Annotated in this window: 24 protein-coding genes; 17 read left to right on the forward strand and 7 right to left on the reverse strand. The window is 42.0% G+C overall.

Annotation, left to right across the window (positions count from 1 at the left end; all coding sequences use genetic code 11):
• Positions 1 to 133: 133 nt before the first annotated feature.
• A complete protein-coding gene (locus DYD21_RS13905) occupies positions 134 to 1,474 on the reverse strand; it encodes an ice-binding family protein (RefSeq protein WP_158607297.1) in 1,341 nt (446 codons plus the stop codon).
• Positions 1,475 to 2,157: 683 nt separating this feature from the next.
• Here DYD21_RS13905 and DYD21_RS13910 point away from each other — a divergent pair.
• Complete coding sequence (locus tag DYD21_RS13910; protein ID WP_116037711.1) at positions 2,158 to 2,355, forward strand: hypothetical protein; 198 nt, start codon at positions 2,158 to 2,160, stop codon at positions 2,353 to 2,355.
• A 257-nt stretch (positions 2,356 to 2,612) separates the two neighbouring features.
• Entirely contained in the window at positions 2,613 to 2,735 is a 123-nt protein-coding gene (locus DYD21_RS21400) for a hypothetical protein (protein ID WP_255415933.1), read from the forward strand.
• 251 nt (positions 2,736 to 2,986) lie between these two features.
• Here the strand turns inward: DYD21_RS21400 and DYD21_RS13920 are convergent, their stop codons facing one another.
• Positions 2,987 to 3,145, reverse strand: coding sequence for a YqaE/Pmp3 family membrane protein (locus DYD21_RS13920; protein WP_116037604.1), 159 nt, complete (start codon positions 3,143 to 3,145; stop codon positions 2,987 to 2,989).
• A gap of 707 nt (positions 3,146 to 3,852) precedes the next feature.
• Between DYD21_RS13920 and DYD21_RS13925 the strand changes: the two genes are divergently transcribed.
• From DYD21_RS13925 to DYD21_RS13955, 7 genes are all read left to right on the forward strand, one after another.
• Complete coding sequence (locus DYD21_RS13925) at positions 3,853 to 4,038, forward strand: hypothetical protein (protein WP_116037605.1); 186 nt, start codon at positions 3,853 to 3,855, stop codon at positions 4,036 to 4,038.
• Positions 4,039 to 4,530: 492 nt separating this feature from the next.
• Positions 4,531 to 5,610: a 2,3-diaminopropionate biosynthesis protein SbnA gene (sbnA, locus tag DYD21_RS13930; RefSeq protein WP_116037606.1), complete on the forward strand. Its 1,080-nt coding sequence runs from the start codon at positions 4,531 to 4,533 to the stop codon at positions 5,608 to 5,610.
• Entirely contained in the window at positions 5,564 to 7,477 is a 1,914-nt protein-coding gene (locus tag DYD21_RS13935; protein ID WP_116037607.1) for an FAD/NAD(P)-binding protein, read from the forward strand. Before sbnA ends, DYD21_RS13935 begins: the two co-directional genes overlap by 47 nt.
• A gap of 223 nt (positions 7,478 to 7,700) precedes the next feature.
• Positions 7,701 to 9,110 (forward strand): Y4yA family PLP-dependent enzyme, encoded by a 1,410-nt coding sequence (locus tag DYD21_RS13940; RefSeq protein ID WP_199535551.1) that lies wholly within the window; start codon positions 7,701 to 7,703, stop codon positions 9,108 to 9,110.
• Positions 9,111 to 9,206: 96 nt separating this feature from the next.
• Positions 9,207 to 10,460 (forward strand): sodium:proton antiporter, encoded by a 1,254-nt coding sequence (locus DYD21_RS13945; RefSeq protein ID WP_158607298.1) that lies wholly within the window; start codon positions 9,207 to 9,209, stop codon positions 10,458 to 10,460.
• A gap of 184 nt (positions 10,461 to 10,644) precedes the next feature.
• A complete protein-coding gene (locus DYD21_RS13950; protein ID WP_158607299.1) occupies positions 10,645 to 10,887 on the forward strand; it encodes a DUF4235 domain-containing protein in 243 nt (80 codons plus the stop codon).
• A 754-nt stretch (positions 10,888 to 11,641) separates the two neighbouring features.
• On the forward strand, positions 11,642 to 12,055 hold the full coding sequence (locus tag DYD21_RS13955; RefSeq protein WP_158607300.1) for a YtxH domain-containing protein: 414 nt from the start codon (positions 11,642 to 11,644) through the stop codon (positions 12,053 to 12,055).
• A gap of 656 nt (positions 12,056 to 12,711) precedes the next feature.
• Here the strand turns inward: DYD21_RS13955 and DYD21_RS13960 are convergent.
• Positions 12,712 to 13,272, reverse strand: coding sequence for an AraC family transcriptional regulator (locus DYD21_RS13960; RefSeq protein ID WP_116037612.1), 561 nt, complete (start codon positions 13,270 to 13,272; stop codon positions 12,712 to 12,714).
• Positions 13,273 to 14,076: 804 nt separating this feature from the next.
• On the opposite strand from DYD21_RS13960, the gene DYD21_RS13965 reads away from it, so the two are divergent.
• A complete protein-coding gene (locus DYD21_RS13965; protein ID WP_116037712.1) occupies positions 14,077 to 14,715 on the forward strand; it encodes a Vat family streptogramin A O-acetyltransferase in 639 nt (212 codons plus the stop codon).
• A 112-nt stretch (positions 14,716 to 14,827) separates the two neighbouring features.
• Here the strand turns inward: DYD21_RS13965 and DYD21_RS13970 are convergent, their stop codons facing one another.
• From DYD21_RS13970 to DYD21_RS13985, 4 genes are read right to left on the reverse strand one after another with little or no spacing between them, the layout of a single operon-like run.
• The gene (locus DYD21_RS13970) at positions 14,828 to 17,884 is read right to left on the reverse strand and encodes an efflux RND transporter permease subunit (RefSeq protein ID WP_116037613.1); all 3,057 of its coding nucleotides are present in this window, start codon (positions 17,882 to 17,884) and stop codon (positions 14,828 to 14,830) included.
• A complete protein-coding gene (locus DYD21_RS13975) occupies positions 17,884 to 18,969 on the reverse strand; it encodes an efflux RND transporter periplasmic adaptor subunit (protein ID WP_116037614.1) in 1,086 nt (361 codons plus the stop codon). The genes DYD21_RS13970 and DYD21_RS13975 overlap by 1 nt, the downstream gene beginning before the upstream one ends.
• A gap of 18 nt (positions 18,970 to 18,987) precedes the next feature.
• On the reverse strand, positions 18,988 to 20,367 hold the full coding sequence (locus DYD21_RS13980) for a TolC family protein (RefSeq protein ID WP_116037615.1): 1,380 nt from the start codon (positions 20,365 to 20,367) through the stop codon (positions 18,988 to 18,990).
• A 51-nt stretch (positions 20,368 to 20,418) separates the two neighbouring features.
• The gene (locus tag DYD21_RS13985; protein WP_116037616.1) at positions 20,419 to 21,030 is read right to left on the reverse strand and encodes a TetR/AcrR family transcriptional regulator; all 612 of its coding nucleotides are present in this window, start codon (positions 21,028 to 21,030) and stop codon (positions 20,419 to 20,421) included.
• Between the two features lie 418 nt (positions 21,031 to 21,448).
• Between DYD21_RS13985 and DYD21_RS13990 the strand changes: the two genes are divergently transcribed.
• The 7 genes from DYD21_RS13990 to DYD21_RS14020 all read left to right on the forward strand — a co-directional run bounded on the left by DYD21_RS13990 (position 21,449) and on the right by DYD21_RS14020 (position 25,341).
• Entirely contained in the window at positions 21,449 to 22,393 is a 945-nt protein-coding gene (locus tag DYD21_RS13990) for a hypothetical protein (protein ID WP_116037617.1), read from the forward strand.
• Positions 22,394 to 22,803: 410 nt separating this feature from the next.
• The gene (locus DYD21_RS13995; RefSeq protein WP_116037618.1) at positions 22,804 to 23,397 is read left to right on the forward strand and encodes a Crp/Fnr family transcriptional regulator; all 594 of its coding nucleotides are present in this window, start codon (positions 22,804 to 22,806) and stop codon (positions 23,395 to 23,397) included.
• Positions 23,398 to 23,472: 75 nt separating this feature from the next.
• The gene (locus tag DYD21_RS14000; RefSeq protein WP_116037619.1) at positions 23,473 to 23,784 is read left to right on the forward strand and encodes a hypothetical protein; all 312 of its coding nucleotides are present in this window, start codon (positions 23,473 to 23,475) and stop codon (positions 23,782 to 23,784) included.
• Positions 23,762 to 24,028, forward strand: coding sequence for a hypothetical protein (locus tag DYD21_RS14005; protein WP_116037620.1), 267 nt, complete (start codon positions 23,762 to 23,764; stop codon positions 24,026 to 24,028). Before DYD21_RS14000 ends, DYD21_RS14005 begins: the two co-directional genes overlap by 23 nt.
• Complete coding sequence (locus DYD21_RS14010) at positions 23,973 to 24,329, forward strand: hypothetical protein (RefSeq protein WP_147303596.1); 357 nt, start codon at positions 23,973 to 23,975, stop codon at positions 24,327 to 24,329. Before DYD21_RS14005 ends, DYD21_RS14010 begins: the two co-directional genes overlap by 56 nt.
• A gap of 31 nt (positions 24,330 to 24,360) precedes the next feature.
• A complete protein-coding gene (locus DYD21_RS14015; protein WP_116037622.1) occupies positions 24,361 to 24,618 on the forward strand; it encodes a nuclear transport factor 2 family protein in 258 nt (85 codons plus the stop codon).
• Between the two features lie 192 nt (positions 24,619 to 24,810).
• Positions 24,811 to 25,341: a GNAT family N-acetyltransferase gene (locus tag DYD21_RS14020; protein ID WP_116037623.1), complete on the forward strand. Its 531-nt coding sequence runs from the start codon at positions 24,811 to 24,813 to the stop codon at positions 25,339 to 25,341.
• Positions 25,342 to 25,696: the final 355 nt, after the last annotated feature.

Below are 25,696 nucleotides of genomic sequence, written 5' to 3' on the forward strand. Positions count from 1 at the left end.
CTTGTGATTATCTGAATCGGGTCTGTTCACAAAAAGAGGTTAGAGCTCTAAGGAAAATTTTAATCTGAATAAAAAAAAACGGACACCTTCAGGTGCCCGTTTTATGGTTACTATAGATTGCGTTATTACTCTCTTATCTGTTTGTTGATGTAGTTTGGCCGGCCATACTTCTTGGTTCGGTTACAGTATTATCATCAAGGGTTATGGATGTTTGACTAAACATCCTTCCGTTCAGTTTTGCACCATTTTCAAGTTTGATATCATTTTTGGACAAAATGATCCCCTCAAATTGTGCATTCTTGCCGATGGTTACTTCACCTTCTACAAACCAAAAGACATTGTCTGCCCGGGCTCCGTCGGTTAAAGTAATTACGATATTTTCATCTATCATAAGATCACTACCTACTTTGAAAAGCCATACATCCTCTTCACTGCCTGAAAGAGTCACATCATAATGAATATGGAGCGAGTCACTCCATTCATGGGTTCCGGAGGTCAACGTAGAATCCTGAAAACTTCCGTTCTTGTGGCTTGCAGTATCATTCCCATTCTGACTCGATGCATTATTGTAGGCAGACATCATATCTTCGATCGCTTCACTGACATCCTGAGATGTTGTGTCGCTTTGGTCTGATTGCCATACAATAACCTCGTCGGAAGTAGTCTGTCGTACTGAATCTGCAAAAGCTTTCTCTTCTTTTGTTTTCTCAGTTTCTGTTGTATCTGATACAGAACCTTCTCCGGTGCGTCCCGTTATCATTGATTCGGATCCATTATGGATGTTTGTTTTTGCGAGAATTACAAACTGGCCGGCTTTACCAAGATCAATCATGGTTGTCGTACTTTTTTGTGTCGTATCTGCAGCGCTGTCCCTGTATTGGTTATTCTCCAAACCATATCTATCCGTATCAAGGGTGCTGTGTTGATTTTCGGTGTATGCCCAATCAGATGAACCATTCGTTGAAAAACTCCAGTTATGTTCATTTTCCAGAGCAATATTCTCTGAATTTTTCACGCCGCTTGTTACGGTAAAAGTGTATTCGGCACCCTCTTTCAATTCTGTGTCAGGTTCGAAAACCGCAACGTTGCCAGAATAGCTGATGGTACCACTAACAGCGCCGTTATTTTGCTGCCAGTCTTTTTCAGAATCCTTTTTTTCTGATCTCTCTTTTATACGATCATCCATATTCTCGCCTTGATCTTTATTCATTGAATCTGCAGACGTTATATATAATTTTAATGTATTTTCGTTAATCGTTGTTTCATCCATCTCGCTGCTGAATGTGATCTCAATAACACTACGCAGATCAACATTTTCCTCACCACCGGCGGGATTTGTTGATAGAATAACGGGTGATTCTGCCTCAGGGTTTACAATAGTGGTTGCATCCTGTGCAATACTGCCGGCAGTAAAACCGGTGAAGAGCAGAGTTGTAATGGCAATGCTTTTTAAAAACTGTTTATCTTTTCTCATGATTTTTTGTTTAAAGATTGGTGTAAGTACATATTTCAGCTTTAATATGCTTATAAAATTGCTGAGGGCTGTTACAGCATCCTTGCCATGAGTTGCAGATATCATTGAAGGGTTTTTGATCGAATTCCTCCTGTTTTAATCAAAATGGTTTAATTCCCCGACCCTCTGGGTCGGAGAGGATAAAAGTCCCCCTTTGAAGGGGGAAGCGAACGGAGTGAGCAGGGGGATGACTTCCTGAGTGTGGAAGTGTGCATGGAGTTTCTTGTTGTGAAGCTCTGTAGGTCATCCCCCATTGCCCCCTTCGAAGGGGGACACTCCAGAATAAACTTCATATCGACCAGAAAGGTATGGGACCCAATTTGATACCTCGTGGGCTCTGCCTCGAGGTAGTTCATTAAAACTCCTTTCAAAATTATGTGGTGGAGATGTTTCATATATCTCAATCGGCACCTGTTGGCAGTAAATCCACATATAAGCTTCATTCTGGTGATAATAATACGTTGATTTCTCCCGCACCTTTTCATTCAGGATCAAAATTTCATGACATGGCCTGTGATATATGTAAGACTTTGAAAATCACGCATAATGCATGTTAGTATCAATATTCACAAGTTTACATCTCAAAGACTATATAACCGTAATTGGTTATGGTATTGTAAAATTTGGATGGGGAAATCATGAATGTGAAACAAACATTAGGCGGTTTAATGAGTGTCGCCGGATTTATCGGCGTCATATTTTTCGGATTTCAATACCTGGACGACTCAGAATCGTTTTCAATTCTGGGTGCAGATGTTGCAGTTAGTACGGGTGATGTCGTTCCGATTCTGATATCACTCATTATCCTTATTGTGGGAGTCGTGATATATCGGTCTGAGTAGATCCTGCTTGCATTGGGGAGGGGGGAAATTTTCGGAAGCCGTTGGATTCAAGGGAATGTGTATCTGATGCAATGATGGTATGGGATAGGAGCGAAATAAATTATTATTAAGGTAGTTTGTATCCCGATACTTAAATGGCAGATCATATTTCGGGCTGACGTTAATTATATAACTCAAACCTTTTAGACTGTAACAAAATGCTATGGCTATTTCTATATTTTGGGTTGCAGTTTATCAGTAAACAAAACGGAGAAACCATGGATAAGCAAGACAAAGACAAAAAAAAGAACAACAAAAGTGAGAAAAGACCTGTAAACAAAAACCCTCAGTTCAACCCGGAAAAAGATTCGGACAGTAAAGCCAAGAGCAAAAAAGGCTAAACCGAAGTTCTTACTTGTTCAAGCGGGCTTTTGAAAAGATCAGAAGCCTGCTTAAAGTAAGTAGTTAAATTTCGCTACTGATTCACTGAAAATCCCCCTCTCTTCATTTACGAACTCATCGTATAGATTAACCGGTTTTGTGACATGCCAATGCGGAAAAAATTATAGTCATTGGTTAAGACCGTCATAAATCTTTTGATGTCTATTTATGGTTAATATACCTTTTAAACTACAATAATTGGTGATGCAGGTTAGTGCTTTGCAATGATCCATATTGCATGAATGATGCCGGGAATATAACCAAGAATTGTCAGCAGTATATTCAGCCAGAAAGCGCCGGTTAATCCAACTTCTAAAAATACCCCGAGTGGCGGCAGGATGATTGCAAAAATGATTTTTATAATATCCATAGAAGTATTCTCTTGTTTTTAGTTGAAGCTTATTTTTAAGATAATATTTGACTTATTCAGCCCTTTTCATGACTGACATAAGTGTAAATATATCACAGAATTTGTCTATAAAAAATCAGATGAGTAAAAACAGTAAATTATATAACAAACGTCACTAAAATATATAATAACGGCTATAATTTATATTCTGCATATTCATCAAACATCACAGCAGGATATATCGGTCTTAGATCAGAGAAGGTTTTGAGATACCCAACTGTCGACCGGTTCAAAAAGAGTGCAGACGGGTAGTAATGCCCCGAAGGAATGCCTGCAGTACAAATCACACTTAGAGGATTTTAAACATAAATCAGATTCTGATACTCCATACAGCCGGAAACTCATGGCTTCAAAAATGGTTAGGAGCAACAGATAGCATGAGGATATAAAATTGCTGCTCACAAGTAGTTGCATATGCAATTCTGAGGGATATGCATTTGGGTTATTATTCAGTGCATATCACAAAAAAACTTTAGAAACGGGAACACAACTATAGAGATGAGGTTTATTCAAATGGAGCATTATCAGGGTTACGGCTTTTCTGATTGTAATCAACACAGATAGCCGCAGACTGAGAAGTTAAAAATCAGTTGAATTAATAAACCTGATTCTAAGCATGATCTGAGTCAAAAAATTCAATTCAAATCACTCAAAGAGAAGTAAAAATTATGAAAGAGATGAATAAAATACAGAATCAAATAGAGCATTATATACAGGGACAGTTAACAGAACAGGAAGTTGATGCATTATGGACTGAGTTTCTGGAAACACCGGAATTGTACGACTATTATTTAACCGTTATTAATTTGCAGGCTTTATTTCAGGACAAAAGTCTGGCATATCACCATCCATGATTCCTGAAGTATAGCAGGGATGAGCAGCAGACGGTTATGCCCGGTCCAAAATTCCATCGGACCTATTCTGAACCTGAGACACTGTGATCCCCGGTGTAACGGAATGCATGAAATGGCGAGTGAAATACATCAACTGTAAAAGTTATAATTGTTGGTGTCAATTGTATAACTATTTATCAAAAAATTGTTCATATATATTATAGATAATGAGTCATTATAACAGCTGTCCAAATATTTTAAATATTAACTCATAACTTTGATTTTGTTTATTCAGAAAGGATTTTTTTCAGGTTTAAAACCGGTCCTTTTCTTTTCTCTGTTATCGCAGACAAACGCATATGAATACGCTGAGTCTCACAGAATTTTTTTTAATGTAAATGCCTCTCGGACTCTACCCCGAGGTAGTTCATTCCAGGCGACTCGATGTTTTTAGAATCTCATCTCATCAATGAGTGATCGGTATTACACGACATTTTAATTGAGGATATTTCCATGAAAATTGAAACCGGTATCTTATCAGCTATAGGTAATACACCTCTTGTGGTGCTGAATAAATTATATCCTGCCATCTCTTCCACACTGTATGCAAAACTTGAAATGCTGAACCCCGGCGGCAGCACAAAAGACCGAACAGCTTTGCTGATGTTATCTAAAGCAATAGAGGAAGGTGAACTCGACTTTAACAGTACGGTAATTGAATCAAGTTCCGGCAATATGGCGATAGGTCTTGCACAGGTTTGTCGTTATCTGGATTTAAAACTTATCGTGGTGACAGATCCAAAAATTAACCGGCATACCGTAGATCTTCTCCAGGCTTATGGAGCCCAGATCGAACGCGTAACAGAAGCCGATTCCAGCGGGAATTACCTGGAGAACAGGCTGGAGCGAGTCAGAGAGCTTCGGGACACCATACCGAACAGCTACTGGCCAAACCAGTATTCAAATGATCTGAACCCGGAAGCCCATTATCATACAATGAAAGAAATTGTAGACGACTGTCAGGAGCCGCCCGACTATCTCCTTGCGGCAACAAGTACATGCGGTACAATCATGGGTTGTGCGAGCTATATTCAAGAACATAACCTGAAAACAAAAGTTGTGGCGGTGGATGCAGTGGGGAGCGTAATCTTTGGTAATTCCAAAGGAAACCGGCTGATTCCGGGCCACGGTGCAGGCAGGAAATCGGATTTGCTTGATGAATCCTATATCGACCATGTTTTTCACATGACAGATATCGATTGTGTTGTAGGCTGCCGGCGTTTATTGCAGCGCGAATCTATTCTGGCCGGGGGATCGGCCGGAGCTGTGGTTATGGCCGCTGAAAAATTGCAGTCATCAATTCCGGAGAATTCAAGCTGTGTACTGATCTTTTCAGATAGTGGTGAGCGTTATCTGGACACAATATATAATGATTCCTGGGTCAAAAGCACGTTTGATAAGGCACGTAAGCGGGACAAAAAAGAGTCAGATAGAAACGGCATACCAGTCTCAACGCCTGTTATGGTAAAGAACACTGGTCTGATTGATGATCGATGGCCAAATAAAAATGGCGGAGCAGAAGACCATTCGTAAAGTAGCGATCATAGGGGGCGGACCAAAAGGAATCTATGGGTTTGAACGGCTTGCTGCGTGGCTAAAGGTCTGTCCGCCATCGGAAAAAATCGAAATTCATATATTTAACAGATCAGATTCATTTGGGGCAGGAGAAAACTACAGGACTGACCAGCCTTCGTATCTTCTCATGAATAACCCGGTGGGAGATGTTAATATGTGGAGTGAAGAAAAACCTCTTCCTGTGGTTCAAAATCCGCTTTCCTTACCGGAATGGTTGTGCCGATTTGCGGGGATGAATATTTCAAATAACGATTACGCAACCCGTGCCATGGCCGGCCGGTACCTTTCTCATGGATTTAATGAAATCGCATCCAGCCTTCCGGAAAATGTGGAGGGCAAATATATTGTTGGTGAGGTTGTTGATATCTACAAAAACACCGGAAAATATTCCCTCAGCCTAAAAGCTATAGATGATAAGAAGTACCGCCATCAGGCAGATCGATATGATCACGTTTTGCTGGCCACGGGTCACCCGAAGCACAGCAATAAAAAACAGTCTCGTCTTTTTAAATCGTTTGCTGATAATCATCAAAAAGCCGGATTCATTCCATTTGTCTACCCCGCCGAAACGGTTTTTTCTGATGTTCCTCCGAATTGCACCGTTGGGATAAAAGGGATAGGCCTCACATTTGTGGATGCAGTTCTTGCACTTACTGAAGGTAAAGGCGGCCGGTTTTCCAGAGATGAGATATCGGGCAGGTTAACCTATATTCGCTCAGGTGACGAACCAAAGGTGATCTATCCCTTTTCCAGGAGTGGGCTCCCGATGATTCCCCGCAAATCTGTCACGATTAAGAATAACGAGCTGAAGTATTTCACAAGATCTGCCCTGCAGAAATTTGAGCCCGGTAAAAAATTGAATTTTGAAGAACAGATCTGGCCGCTTCTGAAGCAGGATATGATCTATGCGTATTATCACATAGCATTGAAGAATAGCGGATATACGGAAGGGTTATCCGGCTGTGAAAGTTTTGAGGAGATTGAACGATATATAGAAGAGTTTCATAAAAAAAATCCTTCTGAGTTACGATTTGATCCCAATACGTTTTTAGATCCTTTCCATGCATCGGAAATTCAGAAGGGCAAATCCCACCATCAATTTATAGAAGCTTTATATAGTGAATACCTACAGGAAGCCAGGAAAGGAGAGCTGAGGAGTCCGCTTGCTGCAGTGACGGCTGTCTGGAGAAAAGCTTCTTCGCTGTTTTGTGAACTGTATTCTTTTGGCGGACTCACTCCGGAATCTCAACAATCTTTTGACCATTTAATTCGAGGTAAACTGAATCGCGTTACTTTTGGACCGCCGGTTGAAAATGCTGAAAAGTTGTATTCGCTTATGGAGTCGGGAATTTTGAATTTTGATGCAGCAAGAAATCCGGACCTTGTTTTAGATAAAGAAAGCGGTTCATATATACTCCAGTCCAGACCGAACAATACCGGCTATCCCGTTCATTTCCTCGTCGATGCACGTATTCCAAAAGTTACACTGGCTGATAATCCCGGCCCTCTGTTCCGGAATTTAATAAACCGCGGATTGATCAGCCTTTACGAAAACAGTTCTGGCAATGAAGCCTACCGGCCGGGAGCGGTCAATATATCCCGCCAGGGATTTGTGATCGATAAAAATGGAACCGTCAATCGAAGAATTGCTGTTACGGGTACTCCCACGGAGGGAATCACATTTGATAACGATACTCTTTCAAGGGATCGGAACAATTTTGTTGATGGCTGGGCTGAATATATTAGCAGGGAATATGCGAATATAGCGTCAATGGTGAACCTTCCATACCAGTCATCGGATGAGTCTTCCATGAATCATTTATAAATCCAGCGCGACTCGATTCTTCGAGAAACTCATCCGATGACTAAACACCAAAACCAACCTGAACAGTATGCATATTGATCAAAATTGAGTCATCGGATGAGTCATTTATGAATCACAAATTGATCCAGCACGACTCGATTCTTCGTAAAACTCATCCGATGACTTCGAAGACTAAACACTAAAACCATACCTGAACAGTATGCAAACGGATAAAAATTCACATATGTATCCCCCCTTAACGCCCATTACAGATTCATGGATGAAAAATGTTTTTTCGAATCTTCCATTCCTCGAAGATCTGTTCAAGGAATATGGATCGCCAATAAACATTCTTCATACAGGGCCGTTTCAAAAAAATTATGAGCAATTTTCACAGGTTTTCGAGAAGCATAAGTTGTCTCACACCATCTTTTTTGCAAGGAAAGCCAACCGGTGCAAGGTGTTTGTAAAGGAAGCAAACCGCCTTGGGTTCGGAGTGGATACAGCGAGTTATCTTGAATTAAAACAGTGCCTGGAGATGGGGGTTGAAAAGCTTGTACTGACGGCAGCGGTTAAAGATGAGAAGCTGGTGCATCTGGCGCTTCAGCATGATGTACTGATAATTCTGGATAACGAAGACGAATGCCGCCTGGTAAACAGGATTGCGGGTGAACTCGGTAAAACTGCCAAAATTGGAATTCGGATCAGCGGCTTTCGCTACAACGGAGAAAAACTCTACAGCAGATTTGGGTTCGATATAGATTATGCCTCGGAGTTCATAAAATACCATCTGGGAGAAGGGAATGTGCATGAGAATCTTCGGTTTGATGGTTTTCATTTTCATCTTGATGGGTATTCGACAGAGCAACGGAGTGAAGCTCTGTTACAAACGATACACCTTGCCGACCGGCTTCTGGATCACGAAATCGAAACATCATTTATCGATATGGGCGGGGGGATTTTAATAAACTATCTCTCTTCAGAATCTGAATGGGAGACGTTCTGGAGTGAGCTCAAAAAGGCGGTCAGGGGTGATCGGTCACCGGTTACATTCGGCAATAACGGTCTGGGATATGAACTCATCAACGGAGAGCTGCGTGGAGAACCAGATGTTTATCCCTATTACAACGAAAATTCAAAAGTAAATTTTCTTGACGATATATTATCCTACCGGAACAAAACTGGAGAAACTCCGGCCGATCTGTTGCGCGAAAGAGGAATTGAGATAAGGATAGAGCCAGGAAGGTCGCTGCTGGATCAAACCGGGTTCACGATGGCAAAAGTGATCCATCGAAAAAAAGATTCGAGGGGAAACTGGCTGATCGGTCTTGAAATGAATCGAAGCCAGCTCAGCAGCTCAAGCGCAGATTTTCTGCTTGATCCCGTGTTCATTCAAGCAAATAACGATGACAGAGAAAAGAAAGCAACCCCGGTTTATTTTACCGGGGGCTATTGCCTGGAACAGGACATTATCCTGAAGCGAAAAATTGTTCTGCCTTGTCTGCCTGAGCCAGGCGATATTGTCTGTTTTCCCAACACGGCAGGATATTTGATGCATTTTTACGAAACCCGGTCTCATCTATATGACTTCACAACCAACGTGGTGATCGATGAAATATCAGAAGTGCCGGAGGTGCACCATGAAAAATTTTAAGCTGATTTTAACCCTCCAAGAGTTTTAAACTCTTGGAGGGTTCAACATATATCATGAATAGCCTGGTCTGTTTTAAACGATTACAAATCACCGGTTTTGGAAAACTCCTATCCTGTTTTTTTTGAATTTGATTTCTATGTGGTACAGTTGCTTGTATTAGCATCCGTCGTGCTTTTGATACTGATCGTAGCGCCGCGTATAGAATCAAAAAAATATATTACCACACCTATCTTTTTTTTATTGCTGGGGATTCTGCTTTTTCTGCTGCCAATTCCATGGGAGTTGCCCGAACTGAATGATGAGCCGGTAATTTTAAAACGAATTACAGAATTTGGAGTGATTGTCGCGCTTGTCTCAGCCGGGCTAAAAATTAACGAACCTTTCTCTTGGAAAACCTGGGGCCCCAGTTCACGATTACTCCTGGTTACCATGCCTCTGACGATTGCTGCGACAGCTTTTTTGGGATGGTGGGGGGCGGGTCTGGTCCCTGCATCGGCAATCCTGTTGGGTGCCGTTCTCGCACCTACTGACCCGGTTCTTGCAAATGATGTTCAAACGTCCGATCCGGGATCACCCGATGATTCATCCGTGCGCTTAACATTAACAACGGAAGCTGGTTTAAATGATGGTCTCGCTTTTCCTTTCACCAATCTCGCAATTGCTGTTGCTGTTCTTGGCCTTGCACCCTCGGCATGGATTGCTGACTGGCTTCTTATAGATGTGTTCTATAAAATTATTGTCGGTGGAATTGTAGGAGTCGTTTGCGGTAAAATTTTAGGGTTCTTACTCTTCAACATACCGAAAAATAAAAACTTAAAAATAGCTGATAATGTATTTGCGATTGCCCTTGTGCTTTTTCCTTATGCGGCAGCGGAATTGGTGTCATCATACGGATTTATTGCGGTATTTGTATCTGCGTGTATCTTTCGCCAGAAAAGGCCAGAGCATGATTACCAAAGCAGGGTACACCAATTTTCGGTAACAATGGAGAGTTTGATGGAAGGAATACTGATGCTCATTATTGGAGGGTATCTTGTATTTGGAGTATTGGACTCCTTAACCTTTCCCATGATTGCAGTCAGTTTTGCGATCCTATTTTTAGTGCGGCCAATCAGTGGTTTAATCGCATTTATAGGAAGTGATCTGCCGAAACATAAAAAGTGGGTAATCTCATTTTTTGGAATAAGAGGTATAGGTTCTTTGTACTATCTCTCTTATGGAATCTATATGGCTGATTTTCCTCAGTCTGATGAACTATGGGCGATTACTATTTTTATTGTGGCTGTCTCTGTTATGATCCATGGGGTTTCTGCTAAACCGATCATGGAACGATTTTCAAAAAAAGAATAGGTAAATAAAATCTGTTAGCAGGTGTTGTAATTACTAAAACAATTGTGAAAATCAGGGCCGTGAGATAACCAGAATTCATGCAAACAAATAAATAGAATACACTGTTTATAAAATGGGTAGCTCATGGAACTCTGAAGATCCCGGGAAGTTAGAATTGAAACGTAAATTCAAAATAAATATCACCATGAATGACGAAACCGTAAAAAAAATAGTCATAACCAGTGCAACGGTCATTGTTGGATATACACTAAGGCAATTGGCTCAAAAGAAATGGAAAGATGTATATGATGAAGAACCACCCGCATCTCATACATCTGAAGAGATAAACTGGAAAAAGGTTATCATTTGGAGCCTGATAACCGGAACAGTAATTAGCACTGCTGAACTGGCTACCAAAAGATATCTGACCCTTAAGCTGGATGTCTGAAATTGCAGGGAAGAGGGCAGTCACTTGAGACTTCCCAATACTGATTTTAATCCAAAGTGGTTTAATTCAAAGTGGTTTAATTCCCAGCCCCTCTGGGTCGGAAAAGATAAAAGTCCCCCTTTGAAGGGGGAAGCGAACGGAGAGAGCTGGGGGATGATTTTCTAAGTTCAGAATGGTCCAATTCTTGGTTTTGATCCACAACCAATCATCCTCCATACCCCTTCGAAGGGGGACACTTCAAAATAAACTCGATATTGGCCAAAAAGTTATGGATCCTAAGTTGATACCTCGTGGGCTCTGCCCCGAGATAGTTCATTTACGGGGTTGTCCAAAAAGCATGAACTGAATTCTCAGAACCGAAATACCTTAAACATGCTATGAATGGTTTATTGAGCTCCCCTCCATATGGAGTGTATTTGCGACATAGGGAGGGGCCGGGGGTGGGTTAAAAAGAGCGGGTACTCAAATTCAACTCATAAACGTAACAGGTTTAAGATACCGGGCACAATGATAGTCAGACAAATGAGCCAGGGTAATACTGACTAAAATTCCTGTTTTTGGCAGTTCTCCAAAGCATGAAATTTTATTACATGAATTAATGTTATATCGTATCTTATAATAAGTATTGAATGTTTCAATTCATTCATAAAATATTTAGAACCGAGGAGGATGGGTACGTAGTTGTTTTAAGGAACAATTAATAGAAGTATAAATATAAATCACTGAATTTTAACATAAATCAAAAGCCATGGCGATGCTCGATAAGAAAGAAATTCAAAATTTTATCCGTCAGTTCAATAAGAAAAATGATTCAATGCAAACCGAGAAGCTTATTCTGGTTGCTATTTCAAGTGCTGTAGGAGGAGCACTTCTTGGTATATTGTTTGCTCCCGATAAGGGGAAAAACACCAGGAAACAATTAGCCAAAAAAAGGGATGAATATCTCGAGGAGATCATTAAAAATACCGAAGAGCTGAGTCAGCAGCTGAAGAATAATACGGAGTCAATTCTGGGAAAATCTAAGAAGACTCTTCAGGATTTAAAACAGGATGTAGAAGATTATTCTGAATTATCCTATCAGGAACTGTATGATCTTGCAAAAGAGCTTAAGGTTAATGGATATTCTCAAATGAATAAATCCGAACTGATACAGGCGTTGAAAGATTAACAGCTTGGTAATTAAAATATAGTCCCTTACTTCCCTGAGAGATTAACTTCGGGGAGAAGGGGCTCCATTTTTGAACACGCAGCAGCGACAGGTGATCCGCGGGTTAACGGAGAGCAGGAGGGTTGCCCATCTTATCCGGGGTATGGTTAAAAACACGATCTTAAGACACTATATGATTATCTCCGGTAAAATACGATAAGTTTATATTTACAGGTACCAACTACCCTGAATGCGATTAATAATATATTTCATTTATTCGGTATCAAGCCTCTCCTAAAAAGGAGATCATTTTTTGAACGCGAGGCGAAATTTAGTTGAATGTTTATCAGTTTTTTCAGATTGGATGGACATCCCCCTTCCCGAAGGGATCTCTTTGGGACAATCCCTCTTTTCTATAGGCTGTGAGAAAATAAATCAACAAGCATTAAAAAAACTCCTTCTATTTGGCCACGATGACACGAAGAATCACGAAGGATAGTAATTTGATTTTGTTATACTTCGTGTACCCTCGTGGCTTTGCGTCTTCGTGGTAAAAATAAATGACCGATATCTTTGAATAAGTATTGGAATTGCAATTGATTTTCCTCACACTTTCTCGAAGGGGGACTTTTTTCTCATTTTTTACAAGATGGCAGTGACTTGAGATTTCAATATCTCTACAGATCTTCCAGGTTTTTTGAGCGCATATCTTTGAGTTCTTTGAAGTAGGTGGGAGTAAGTCCCGTCACTTTTTTGAACTGATTCGATAAATGAGCGACACTGCTATAATGTAGTTTATGGGCTATTTCAGTAAGAGTAAGTTCATCATAGATCAGCAGTTCTTTAACTTTTTCCATCTTGTGCAGAATAATGTATTGCTGAATGGTCATTCCTTTTACTTCCGAAAAGGTGTTGGAGAGGTAGGTATAGTCGTAATCCAGCTTCTCGCTGATATAATCTGAATCATTTACTTTTGGCACCTCCTCAGAGTAGTGTATCATTTCAACAATCACGGCTTTAATCTTTTCAACCAGGATGTTCTTTTTATCATCCAGTAACTCAAGCCCCGATTTCTTCAGGTTTTTGTTAAAAATTTTTAGCTGCTCCTCGGTAATTTCCTCCTTGATTTCAACCATGCCAAGATCAACAGAAATACTGGTTAGCCCAAGCTTTTCCAGCTCGCTCTTCACCAGCATCTTACAGCGCAAACTAACCATATACTTAATATATAGTTTCATGTTATACCCATTGCCTGAATTCAGCTTTCATTTTATATGATGTCAATCGTAATGTATACTTAAGCTTGATTGACTTAATTATATCATAATCATTTAAAATGAATATTGTGAATGATTTTGCACTATTGATTATTTAAGGTAGCCAATCTCATACCACTGCACTTATTGATTTAAATGATAAGGTTACATATATCACAGTTTTTAAGTGATTGGAATTTATTCAGTTTTAAACGTCTGCATCAAACCATAATACGCATTCTCTGTAGTTAGTGCTATTACATCTCAAACTCGTGATTGCGGTTTGGTGATCAAAAAACGGCTGTTAAGTATACATCCCGTAGTTTTTCTGAAGTCCGCTCTATCATAATAAACACGATGTACGGCTCATTCGTTGTTGTATAAAAAGCTCGTCAATTATCGCCTCCCCAATACATTCTATAATTAGTCTGACCGGATCGTGAAATCCTCCAAAATGGATGCCGAAACCACTGCTATGTACTGCAATGATGTGTGAGCGGTTATTCATCGCCCATCGAGTTAGAAATAAACAGATAAACGAGCACAGAAGTCTGTTCGGCAATTTCTAAAGGAAACTGGAATCACATCATACATAGTGAAGTAATTAATTTAAAGTATAAAAATATTTCACGGTTAAGGTGATTTTGAGAAGAGGCTGGTAAGTCGTTTTAGACTGTCTGATGCTTTATATTCCAATGGAGGGTACAGCACCAAATCTATTTTTTATAAGAAAATAAAGAAGGTAAAAGCTTGAACGAGAATAAATCTGAAAAAAAGCCTGAAAAATTGAAAGGCCCAAACCCAAATGATAAAGAGCCCATGAAGGGGTTCCCACAAGTGGGATATCTGAAAAATTATATTTCGTCCGAAAATATCATAGTGGGTGATTACACTTATTATGATGATCCTGAAGGCCCGGAACGGTTTGAGAAAAATGTTCTGTATCACTTTCCGTTTATTGGCGACAAGTTGATTATTGGAAAGTTCTGTGCCATCGCCAAAGATGTAACATTTATCATGAATGGAGCCAATCATAAGGTTTCAGGATTTTCCACGTATCCGTTTCAAATATTTGGTAACGGGTGGGAAAAAGTTTTGCCAAAAGAGGGAGAACTTCCATTTAAAGGCGATACCGTAATTGGGCATGATGTCTGGATCGGCTACGATGCCACATTAATGCCTGGAGTTAAAATTGGAAGCGGGGCTATTGTCGCCAGTAAATCTGTAGTTACCAGAGATGTGCCGCCATATAGCATTGCAGGAGGTAATCCTGCCAATATTATTAAATACCGGTTTGATGAAGGCACAATCAAAGAACTCCTGGAAATTGCCTGGTGGAATTGGAGTGCAAATAAAATTACGGAAAATCTTGAGGAAATAGTTGGCCATGACCTGGCTTCACTACGTCGTGTAAGTGACAAGTAACAAAGAGGATGTTGTGAATTAATTTATGTTTGGTTGTTTAGAAGAAAGGATTAGACATACCGCCCCCATTACCAGGGCGGTATGTATCTGATATCATCACAGACTTTTTTGGTTAATCACCAGCCACAATCCTCTCTTCCGTTGTAAACCACAGAAACAGCACCGGTACAATTAAAAGTGTGAGTGCTGTGGAGGTTATCATTCCGCCGATGATGGTCCACCCGAGCGGTGACCAGAGGCTGGTACCGGAAAGCGTAAGCGGCAACAGTCCTGCAATGGTAGTTGTGGTGGTTAGGATGATCGGCGTGAATCGGGTCTCCGCCGCTTCCGTTATCGATTCAAGCACCGATTTTCCGTCACGCAAAAGCTGATTGGCATAATCCACCAGAATAATAGAGTTGTTGACCACGATCCCGATCAGGCTGACAAATCCCACAAATGCAAAGAAGGAGAACGACCAACCGGTGATAAACAGGGCGAGAAACGACCCTGTAATGGCCATTGGAATGGCCGAGAAAATGATCAGCGGCTGCAGGAATGACCGAAACTGAAGCACAAGAACCGCAAAAATTCCAAATAGTGCTACGAAGACCAGTATGGTCATATCGCCAAAAGTTTCATGCTGTGAGGCGTATTCACCGGCTACGTAGTAACTGTACCCATCCGGCCAGTCTATTTCGTTGAGCCCGGCTATGATCTCCTCCGTAATGGCCGCAACCCGATCCTGATTGGTCACATTGGACGAGACGGTGGTACCCCGCTGCAGATTGTAGTGAATAAAGCTGTTGGTCGCCGAACCAAACCGGATGTCGGCAACCTGATTCAGAGGGATTTGTTCTCCATACTGATTGGTTAGATAGATCTTGTCGAAATCACTTACCGCAGTCTGCTCGTCAAGGGCCAGCCGGACCATAATAGGATACTCCTTGCCATCACTCATGATCGCTTTATCGGCCGGGAAACCTGACATGGCCGCACGAATCGTTCTGTCAGCCGAGGCGATGGAAAGCCCCGCCAGGCTTGCTTTCTCCCGGTTGATATCCACGTTAATATTGGTTCGGTTCAGCGCCATGGGATTGTTTACATCAATCGTGCCCCCGGTATTACGTATCAGGTCTTCCACTTTCAGGGAAAGATCTTTAAGGATATCGAGCCGTTCACCAAGGATACGAATCTCGACCGGAGCATAGAATGGTGGTCCGTTCGTAAGCTCACTGAAGGAAATCCGCGCGCCGGGGTATCGGGCAAACGATTCTCGAAAATTGCGGAGGGTGGAATAAAATCGTTCCTGGTCCCACTCTTCAAAATTGACCAGAATCTGGCCGTGGTTGCTCTTGAAGGATTCCGGGAACCTGTTGTAATAGATCTGGGGATTACCGTGCCCGATGTTTGACGTATAGTTCTTAACAAATTCGGTTTCATCAAGTACGCCCTCCACAAACCGGACGGCCCGATCGGTTTCCTCAACATTTGTTCCATGAGGAAGATCGACCTCAATCAATAAAACAGGTTTATCTGCTGTTGGGAAAAAGCTGACCCCGATATAGGGGAACAACATCAGGCTTCCCAGAAACAAAATAACTGCGGATGAAAAAACGAACCCTTTATATTTTAAAGCTATATCAAGAGCGGGTCGGTAATACCGGGAAATGAGGTGCCGGATAAACCGATCCACCCAGCTCTCTTTCGCTTCAGGTGAATCGCTCATCAGGCGTGTGGCAAGCAGCGGGATGAAGGTTAGTGCCAAAATCAGCGAGAGTATCAAAACAATAATAACCGTGACCGGCAACGATCTCAGAAACTCTCCCGGTCCACTTTGCATCATCGCGAGGGGTGCAAATACCAGGACGGTGGTGAGCGTGGCACTGATGATAGCATACCCCACTTCGGAAGTGCCTTTTACGGCGGCATCTATCAGGGTGTGTCCTTTTTTGCGGAAACGAACGATGTTTTCAACCACTACAATGCCGTTATCCACCAACAGGCCAAGGGCGATAACCAGGGCGGCAATGGATATCTGCTGCAGGCCATATCCAATAAAGTTGAGTACTCCAATTCCCGCAATCATGGCAATGGGAATGACCGCACCGGTGATCAATGCCGACCGGAAACCGAGAAAAAGGAAGATGATCACAGCCACCAGCACAATTCCCTGCAGGAGGTTCAGGAAAAAATCGTTGATGCGTCCCTCCACGGCAGAGGCCTGCTCAAATACCACTTCAAGAGACATGTCGGACGGGATGGCAGCCTGAAGTTCTTCAAGCTGGCCGAAGATACTGTTGGTTATCTGAATCAGGTTTTTACTCGATTCGCGTTTGATGTTGATGTACACCGTCCGCTGATCCATGAATCGTGCAATCCAGCGGATATCTTCATGCGCGTAAAAGACATCGGCAATGTCATCGAGGTACACTACGTGGCTGGCTCCCGAAGCAACCGGGATCTGCCTGATCTCATCCAGGCTCTTCAAGCTGCCGCTGGTCTGTATCCCAAACGTTCCGCTGCCGATGTTCAGATTACCTCCCGGAATGTTCATGTTCTGATCGGTGAGAGCGTGGAGTATCATATCCAGGGAGACGTTCTGAGCCGCCATGCGCTGGAAGTCTGCCGCCACCCGGATTTCTTCTTCCGGATTGGCTTCGATATCCACATTGCGAACTCCATCGATTCGCTTAAGCCGATGTTCCAGCATCTCGGCCGTGGCATTCAGCTCCCGGTAGCTTGCCGTTTCCGATACCAGTGCAAATTGTATGATATTCGTGAGGGCTTCCGGCCTGAACTGTTCAATATCCAGGCTGAAGATGCCGTCGGGCAGCTGATTACGGATGCCGTTTACTTCCCGGGTGATTTCATCCAGCTTTCGTATCCTGTCGATTCCGAACCCGGCTTCAACTTCGAACACAGCCAGACCTTCTTCAATTGTGGTCAGAATTTCAGTGAGGTCGTCGATTTCATCAAGAGCATCCTCAATCGGTTTCACGACCAGCTCCTGCATATCCTCGGGACTTGTGCCGGGGTAAACGACTGAAATGGTGTAAAAAGGCAGCGCCATATCCGGATCTTCCGTGCGCGGCATGGTGAATAGCGCAAAAAGCCCCACCACAAATGCCATTACGACCAGAATCAGAATAAACCGGTAATTTTTGATCGAAAATTCAGGCAGCTGCATCAGTATCCCTCAACGGCAAGAGTGATGGGAGAGCCCGGACGAAGATAGGCAGCTCCGCGTGTAATTACGTTTGAATGATCGGGCAGATCCTCCACGGCCACAGCAAAATAGCTGTTCCCAATGTGAACCGGCTTTACCCGGACCCTGACGGCAGACTCCAACTCTGAATCCGGCACATAGATATAAACGTATTCGTTTTCAGCTTCTACAAGAGCATCAATGGGTATGGTGATATAGGGTTGCTGCGAAGATGGATAGATTATTGCTTTGGCGACAAACCCGTTGCGGAGCTCCTGTGCCGGATCATTCAGCGTGATCTCAATAGTGAATACACCGGTACGCTGATTTGCGGCCGCTGCAATCCGGGTTACATGTCCGGTAAACGAACGACCCGGCAACGCATCAAAATGGACCTGTGCGGAATCTCCATGCTGAAGGCGGGTGATATTTCTATCGGATACGCCTGCTTTCAATACTGTGGAGTGACTGCCGTTTTCTCCCAATCGAAATATGGGCTCACCGGGCCCTACTTGCTCGTTCACTTCGGTGTATTTAGCAAGCAGACGTCCGTTTGTCGGAGCAGTGATCACAGAGCGCTCCTGATTAAACAGGGCGATGTCCAGCTCAGCCCTGGCGTTTTCCAGTGCGGTTTTGAGATCGTCAACCTGTTCGAGAGTGGCCGCGTTGTCCTGATAGAGATTTTGGATTCGATTAAGATCACGGCGATATTTCTCATACATGTTCCGCGCCCGGACGACCTGCGCGTCTATTTCTGTCCGATCCAGCGTGGCCAGCAGATCTCCTTTTTTTACCTCATCGCCTTCATCAAAAAGAAGCTCATCAATAAAACCGCCGGTTCTGAAAGAGAGATCAAACTCTGAAGCCGAAGAAAGTTTCCCTGATATATATATGGGTATCGGTTCTGTTGAGGTTTTTAGTGATTGGATCTGAACATATTCCGGGGACGGAGCCGATTCGGTATCCCGGCTTTCACCCGTGCTGCAAGAGATCATTAGCAGCGGCAAAAAGACAAGCAGCCATGCCGGAATACTATTTTTGTGGATGGGTTGATTAAAAGGAATCATTCTTTTCTGAGGTAAATGTTAATTGTTAGTAAATGATCTGCCGGTTTCCCGTTCCAGGTCGGCTTCTTTTGATTTCAGATCGTAGCGGGCTATGGCAACCTGCAGCCGTGCACGGGTGTAATTGTCCTGCGCTCTCAGGTACTGCACGAGAAGCACGCGGTTTTCTTCGTACTTTCGCCGTGTGATTTCAAAACCCGCTTCTGCGGCTTCGAGTCCAGATTCTGCGGCTTCTAATTTTGTCTCAGCCGCACTCCACGCGTGCCAGGCATCCATCACCCTGAGCCTTATTTGCTGTTCAAGCTCCGTGAATTGGTTATCCAGTTTTCTTAGCTCAATGTGAGATTGTTGTATCCGCTCACGGTTCCGAAATCCCTCAAATAGCGACCACCGCAAACCGAACTGTACAGACCAATACTGCTGATCGGAATTGAATTTATACTGCGTGCCCTGATACCCGTAATCACCAACCACAAACAGGTCAGGAAGGGTATTGGCGCGATTGAGTTTCAAGTGGTTTTCCGTTGCCCGGATTCCATGGCTGATCTGATCAAACTCCGGACGGCTCATCAGGGCTTCCTCTTGAAGTGCGGGGATATCCTGATAACCGGCGGCACGTGCCAGGTAGCTATCATCTTGCCGGATGGGTGTATCCAGGTTCCTGTTGAGCAAGAAATTGAAATAAGTACGGGCGGCAGACTGCTGCCTTCGGGCTTCAGCGATACGTCCTTCTACATCCGCCAGTTCGTATTCGGCGGTAAGCACAGCATCCGGGGTTTCCATTCCATTGCGTACCATCGATTCGGTGGTTCGAATGAGTTCATTAAACAGTTCCCGATTCGTTTCGTGGATGGCCAGCAGGTCTGTCGCCTTGAAATAGTTCAGGTAACTTACTTTGATCTCGCGGGTCAGTTCATCAACCATAACCTGCCGGCGGGCTTCCTGCTCGGAAACGAGATTTTGCTGAGCCCTGTAGCTGTAATATAGATCGGTATTAAACAGGGGCTGAACGATGCGCAGCCGGGTATCATGAAAGTCATTTGGCAATAACTGCTCACTAACATTGGACAGATTGGCGGGGAAGCGCTGTTCGCCGGTAAGTTCATTCAGAGTGTGATGGACCGGATTGAACAAGTCTCCGGTGGGGATATCCACTGTTCTGCCCCCATCCGAAAATGTATAAGATGACTCAAACGAGATTTCAGGCAGGAAACGGCCGCGGGCTGACCTGAGTTCCGATCGGCTTATTTCCCCGTCGAATGCATCATTGAGCAGTTGCAGGTTGCTTTCAACCCCTATCTGAACATAATTATCTATGATAGAAGGGGAGGACTGGTTCTGGGCGGATATCACAACCGGCAACCACAAAAGCAGCAGAAAAAAAATCGGGTATTTATACATGGTAAACACTATTTATATTATGAACACTGTTCATTTACTGGGAAATTTTTTTTATTGACTGTCAAGCATATGATTAAAAGAGGCCAGGGCGTCGAAAAGAAGTTGTTCCTGATCGGCAACTTCATACATATCAAGCCGGTTCTTGAGATGTAGTGCAATAATACCGTGAACCTGGGCCCAGACCATCAGGGAGAGATGCATGGGATCCTGATCTTTGAAATGGCCCAGCTGCTGGCACTCAAGAATGGCATTCAGGTGAAAATCATGGCAATTCAGTCCATTCTTCCATTCCCTGTCATCTCCCAGAAAGTCGATGGGGTCCGGCATAATAAACATGAGTTCGTAATAGGAGGGATAATCGAGGGCAAATTTGATATAGGACTCACCTATCTTTTTGAGCCGCACCAGTGGATTTTCGATATTTGAAACACTATTCTGGTACTCATGGAACAATTTGAAACCCGTTTCACTGATTTCAAACATCAATTCATCCTTATCCTTAAAATAACGATAGATGGTACCGGGGCTATAATCAATAGCGTCAGCAATCGCCCGGATGCTGGTTTTTTCGTAACCCTTTGTCCGGAACAATTCAGCAGCCGTACTCAGAATCAAATCCCTGAGTTCCTGTTTTTCCCGTTCTTTTCTTTCTTGTATCGTCATTTTGTAATGTGATAAGAGTGAACGGTGTTATGATACTGAACGCTGTTCATTAAAGCAATGGGCTTCTGAAATTTTCTAAAATCCAAGCACCTTACATGACGAATGAGAATTTCAAACATGATTTATCAGGATTAAATAACACTGTGCGAGGTTCACTGTTTGGGGTTTATTCGATTGGTCTCAAACTGTTTTTTGCAGCGCGGGAATGGGGATTCGGAAGCCCCAGGCTGTTGCCCCACATTTAAACCATGTCTTTATTTAACTTTTCCACGACTCACTCCGCGATTTAGGAGTCACGGAATAGTCCCGGTAAATACCCGCGTTTGCGAATAACAAAGAATTCAAATATTCTGCGACAGATAAAACGACAGCGGTGTTGTTGTGGAATTAGATGTTATGTGTATTAACTTAAAATCTCATGGTGGAAACAGAAGAAGCAGTTCAAGAAATTCATGATTTAGCAAGTAGTGTTCGCAAACACATCAATACACATCGTTACCAAAGTATTTTAATCGAGGAGTCTGGTTATTGGGATCAAATTTGTAGTTCACTTGATGTTATTGATGACACATTACTGACTATCGAATCTTATCTAAAGACAGATTTTCCTGATGATTCAGGTGTAAAATATTTATTTATATATGGCATATTGCAGGCTCTCTTTTTACAACAAGATGCATTAAGTCACTTATCGGAGTCTTTTGAAGTAGATTACGAGATAAGTGATAACCTGAAAAAAGTTAGGGAAATTAGAAATGCAGCAATAGGGCACCCTACCAAGCTAAATCGAAAAGGAGAAACATATCATTATCACCTTTCAAGACCATCGCTTAATAAAGATAGTTTTAAATTACTCCAGTATAGTCAATCTGATTCCGTGAGGTTTTTAAATGTTGATATTAATTTGACTATCAAAGATCAGCTTAATGAAGTAGTAAAAAAATATTCTTCAATCGTAGAGAAACTTATTCTGATGGATAAAGAGCACAAGGAAAAACATCGAAATAATAAACTTCAAGATATATTTCATTCAGGATTGGGGTATAGTTTTCAAAAAATTGCATCTGGAATTGAAGCTCATACTGATGGGGATAAAGACTGGGGCTATCGTAATCTGGAAATTGTTATTGACGTATTTAAAGAGTTCAAAGAAGAACTTATAGAACGGAATGAGCTTAATAACTATATCGAATATGAATTAAATGAATATTTCCATGCGCTAAATAAATTAGAAGAATATTTTAATGGTGAAACTAAGTGGATGGAAAAACCTGATGCCCATATTTATCACGAATATATTTTCCGCAAGCATGATCATTTTGTTTCAGTAGCCAAAGAAATTGATGAAGCATATTTAGAATAGCGTCTTTACACACATAACAAGTAAAGCCAGGGAACGAAGCTTGCCGAGCTCCATGCCGGTGTTGGACTAGCCCGGTGAAGAAGCTACATATCGCGTCTATTTGCAATTTGAATAACTCAGGGAATGGGCAGCTGAGCACGTTTCAGAAGAGCCTCTCTTTTTCCAATGCCTGGATCTGCTTCAATCATCTCTTCTGAGGAGGTATGATATGCCCCGCCGCTTAACCACCAAACCTTTAAAAATCGAACTGAGGTTTTGAACACCAGAACCCTGGATCAGCCAATTATCTCTCTCTTAAAAAACCTGAAGTAACTTCCGGATAAGCTTCGACGTATGAAGCCTAATGAATTTGACCGGTTCTTCGCAATTTCATCGGTCACTGTAATGTGTAAAATGAAAAGTATTGAAAAGTGAAATACAATGAATTAAGAGCTTCTTTTGAAAACATTATCTCTCTGAATGAAGATGAATGGAATCATATTGAAAGTAGATTCAAATTTAAACATGTACCTGCGAAGACCTATCTGACATCCCTCGGTGAAATTGAAAGAGAGGCCTATTTTATAATTCAGGGTATTGTCAGGCTTTTCTGCCTCAATCCAAAAAAGGAAGACATAACTATATTTCTGTTTAAGGAGAACTACTTTGCAAGCAGTTACCACAGTTTTATCACGCAAACTCCGAGTAGTCAGGCGTTGGAAACACTGGAGGATACAACCCTGCTGAGCATTAATAAGAAAGCATTAGATGAACTCTATCGCCTTGTGCCAAAAATGAATCTTATCACCCGGGTTATAGCCGATCAACGTTTTATTAACTCCCAGGCCATCTTCACCTCTCAAATCATGCTCACGGCTGAAGAGCGCTACCTTCAATTCGAAAAGAACCACGGAGACTTGTTGCTTCGGGTGCCGCATCATATCATCGCCTCTTTTTTAGGGATCACTCCAGTTTCCATGAGCAGAATCAGGAAGCGGCTCATCAAAAAGCGGGTTATTTCTTAACATAAGTTAATGGTGCAAAGGCTTTTTCACAGTAAATTTTTTCAGAATTGAAACAGACACAAAAAAATTTACCTGATGAAGAAAATTTCTATTGCCTTACTTATAATTTTGATTTCTGTAGCATATTATTCAGAAACACATGCTCAATCGCCGGGGGAACGCGGATTTGACATCGACATAGACCCAATTGCTTTTGCATTAAACGGGTTTTCGATTCATGGAGGTTATGTAACCGGTGCTTACCGTTTTGATCTGGGAATTTTCGGGTTGGATTTACCCGAATGGGTGCATGGAAATGAAGATTTCGATTCTTCGTTTATTGGTGCCGGCTGGAAAGTGGACCGATTTTTCAAAGGATATGCGGATGGTTTTTTTTGCCGGGGTTGATGGAGGAGTTACACAGTTACGTGTGACGCATACCACGACCGGCAATGAAAAAGACCGCCTGCAGTATATGCTTGGAGTCCGCACAGGCTATCGCTGGAGTACAGGACTTGGGAATCTTTTTGTAACTCCCTGGATTGGTTTTGGATATGTTTTAAACGCCGATGACATCGAAATAGATGGGGATATGTATGAGTCGTCAGCTTTTACACCGTTTCCCACAATTCATGTGGGGTGGAAATTTTGATACAGCAGAATTCAAAATAATGGAAAGAAGAAAGCAGGATTTTATTGAAAATGAGGTAACCCGTCTTTTGGTTGAAGAGGATGTTCAATGCCTGATTTTTCGCACTTCTCTTCAAAACCGAGATGATGTAGAAAAAATATCTACTACTCTGGATAACCTGGAAGGCTTATCTGACTGGCATGTAGATCTTGATGATTGGGAAAAAGTCCTGCGTATTGTGTGCACGGGATTATCAGCAGAAAGTATCATTAAAACTCTTTTTAGGAAGGGGTTTATAGCTGAAGAAATACCGACAAATTAAAAAGTGATTTAGGAATCTATCTGGCGGTGAAATGAATGCCAGGACAACCGGAATAAAGGAATTCCGAAAACTTGCCGAACAGGCTAAGGAGCTATTTTCATCCCGAAAACAGACTATTATCTCATATGTGGCTAAGAAGGATAAAACGATTATTCAAATAGATTACGAAGGCATTTTGGCAGCTGATTTACCGAATGGCATGAAGGCAGGTGAGGCAATTAAACTAAAAGGAGAGTCAGAATTTGAGTTTAAAGATGGAAAAATTTCATCGATAACGGACAGGAGTTGAATGGCAAAGTTCTGTTCATGTTATGACGATTTTGGAATATGTATAGCACTTGAGGGCAAGGCAATTCAAGGCGAAAATGAAATTTTTAAATGGGACGAATAACCCAAACTGCATATGGGAAATGTGGTAAGCCTGTAATGGAGATACAGATATTAAGAGTCGCTTATAAATTTCAGTTATTAAAAAAAGGCAATGGATATTAAGATACGACAAGAAAAACCGGCTGATTATGAAGCCGTTTTTAAATTAATCAAAAAAGCATTCAAGAAAGTAGAAATGAGCGATCACAAGGAGCAATTCCTTGTTCAGCTATTAAGAAACTCAACTTCATTTGTACCCGAATTATCGTTAATTGCTGAATATGAAAATGAAATTATTGGCCATATTCTATTAACTAAAATTACTATAAAGAATGACCAAACTGAGTTTAATTCTTTGGCCCTTGCACCTGTGACGGTTCTACCAAAATATCAAAAAAAAGGTATAGGTGGAATGTTGATTGAACAAGCACATAAAAAAGCAATTGAGTTAGGTTTTAAGTCAGTTATTTTGCTTGGACACGCTGACTATTATCCGCGATTTGGATATAAAAAGGCAAGCAGGTTTGGAGTCCAATTACCTTTTGATGTACCTGATGAATACTGTATGGCGATTGAATTGACTACTGGCGGACTACACGAAGTAAATGGAATAGTAGAATACCCAAAGGAATTTAATGGATAAAACAACCTGCTCAATAAAAATCGAATCAACGGGTGATGCAGACGCAGTTGTGGCTTTTTTGGTTGGTTCATTCAGGTTTTCCGCTTTGATTAAGCTCATAATTCCCGCACCCATTATGCGCTGAGCCGATATATCAAATCATAAATAAAGGAACACATGTCAGAAAAGATAAAAAAATCAACTTATTGGATTTCCACAATCTGGTTAGCATTAGGAATAGCGGCAGGACGGGGGCAGTAACTGCCGCAAATAGGCGGATAGGATGAAATTATGAGTCAATTGGGATATCCGGTCTATATATTATCCATCCTTGGTGTGATGACACGACACGGATGTTGGTATATGCTATCGAGAG

Origin of the sequence: Rhodohalobacter sp. SW132, assembly GCF_003390325.1 — a bacterium.
In the GTDB taxonomy this organism is placed as follows: domain Bacteria; phylum Bacteroidota; class Rhodothermia; order Balneolales; family Balneolaceae; genus SW132.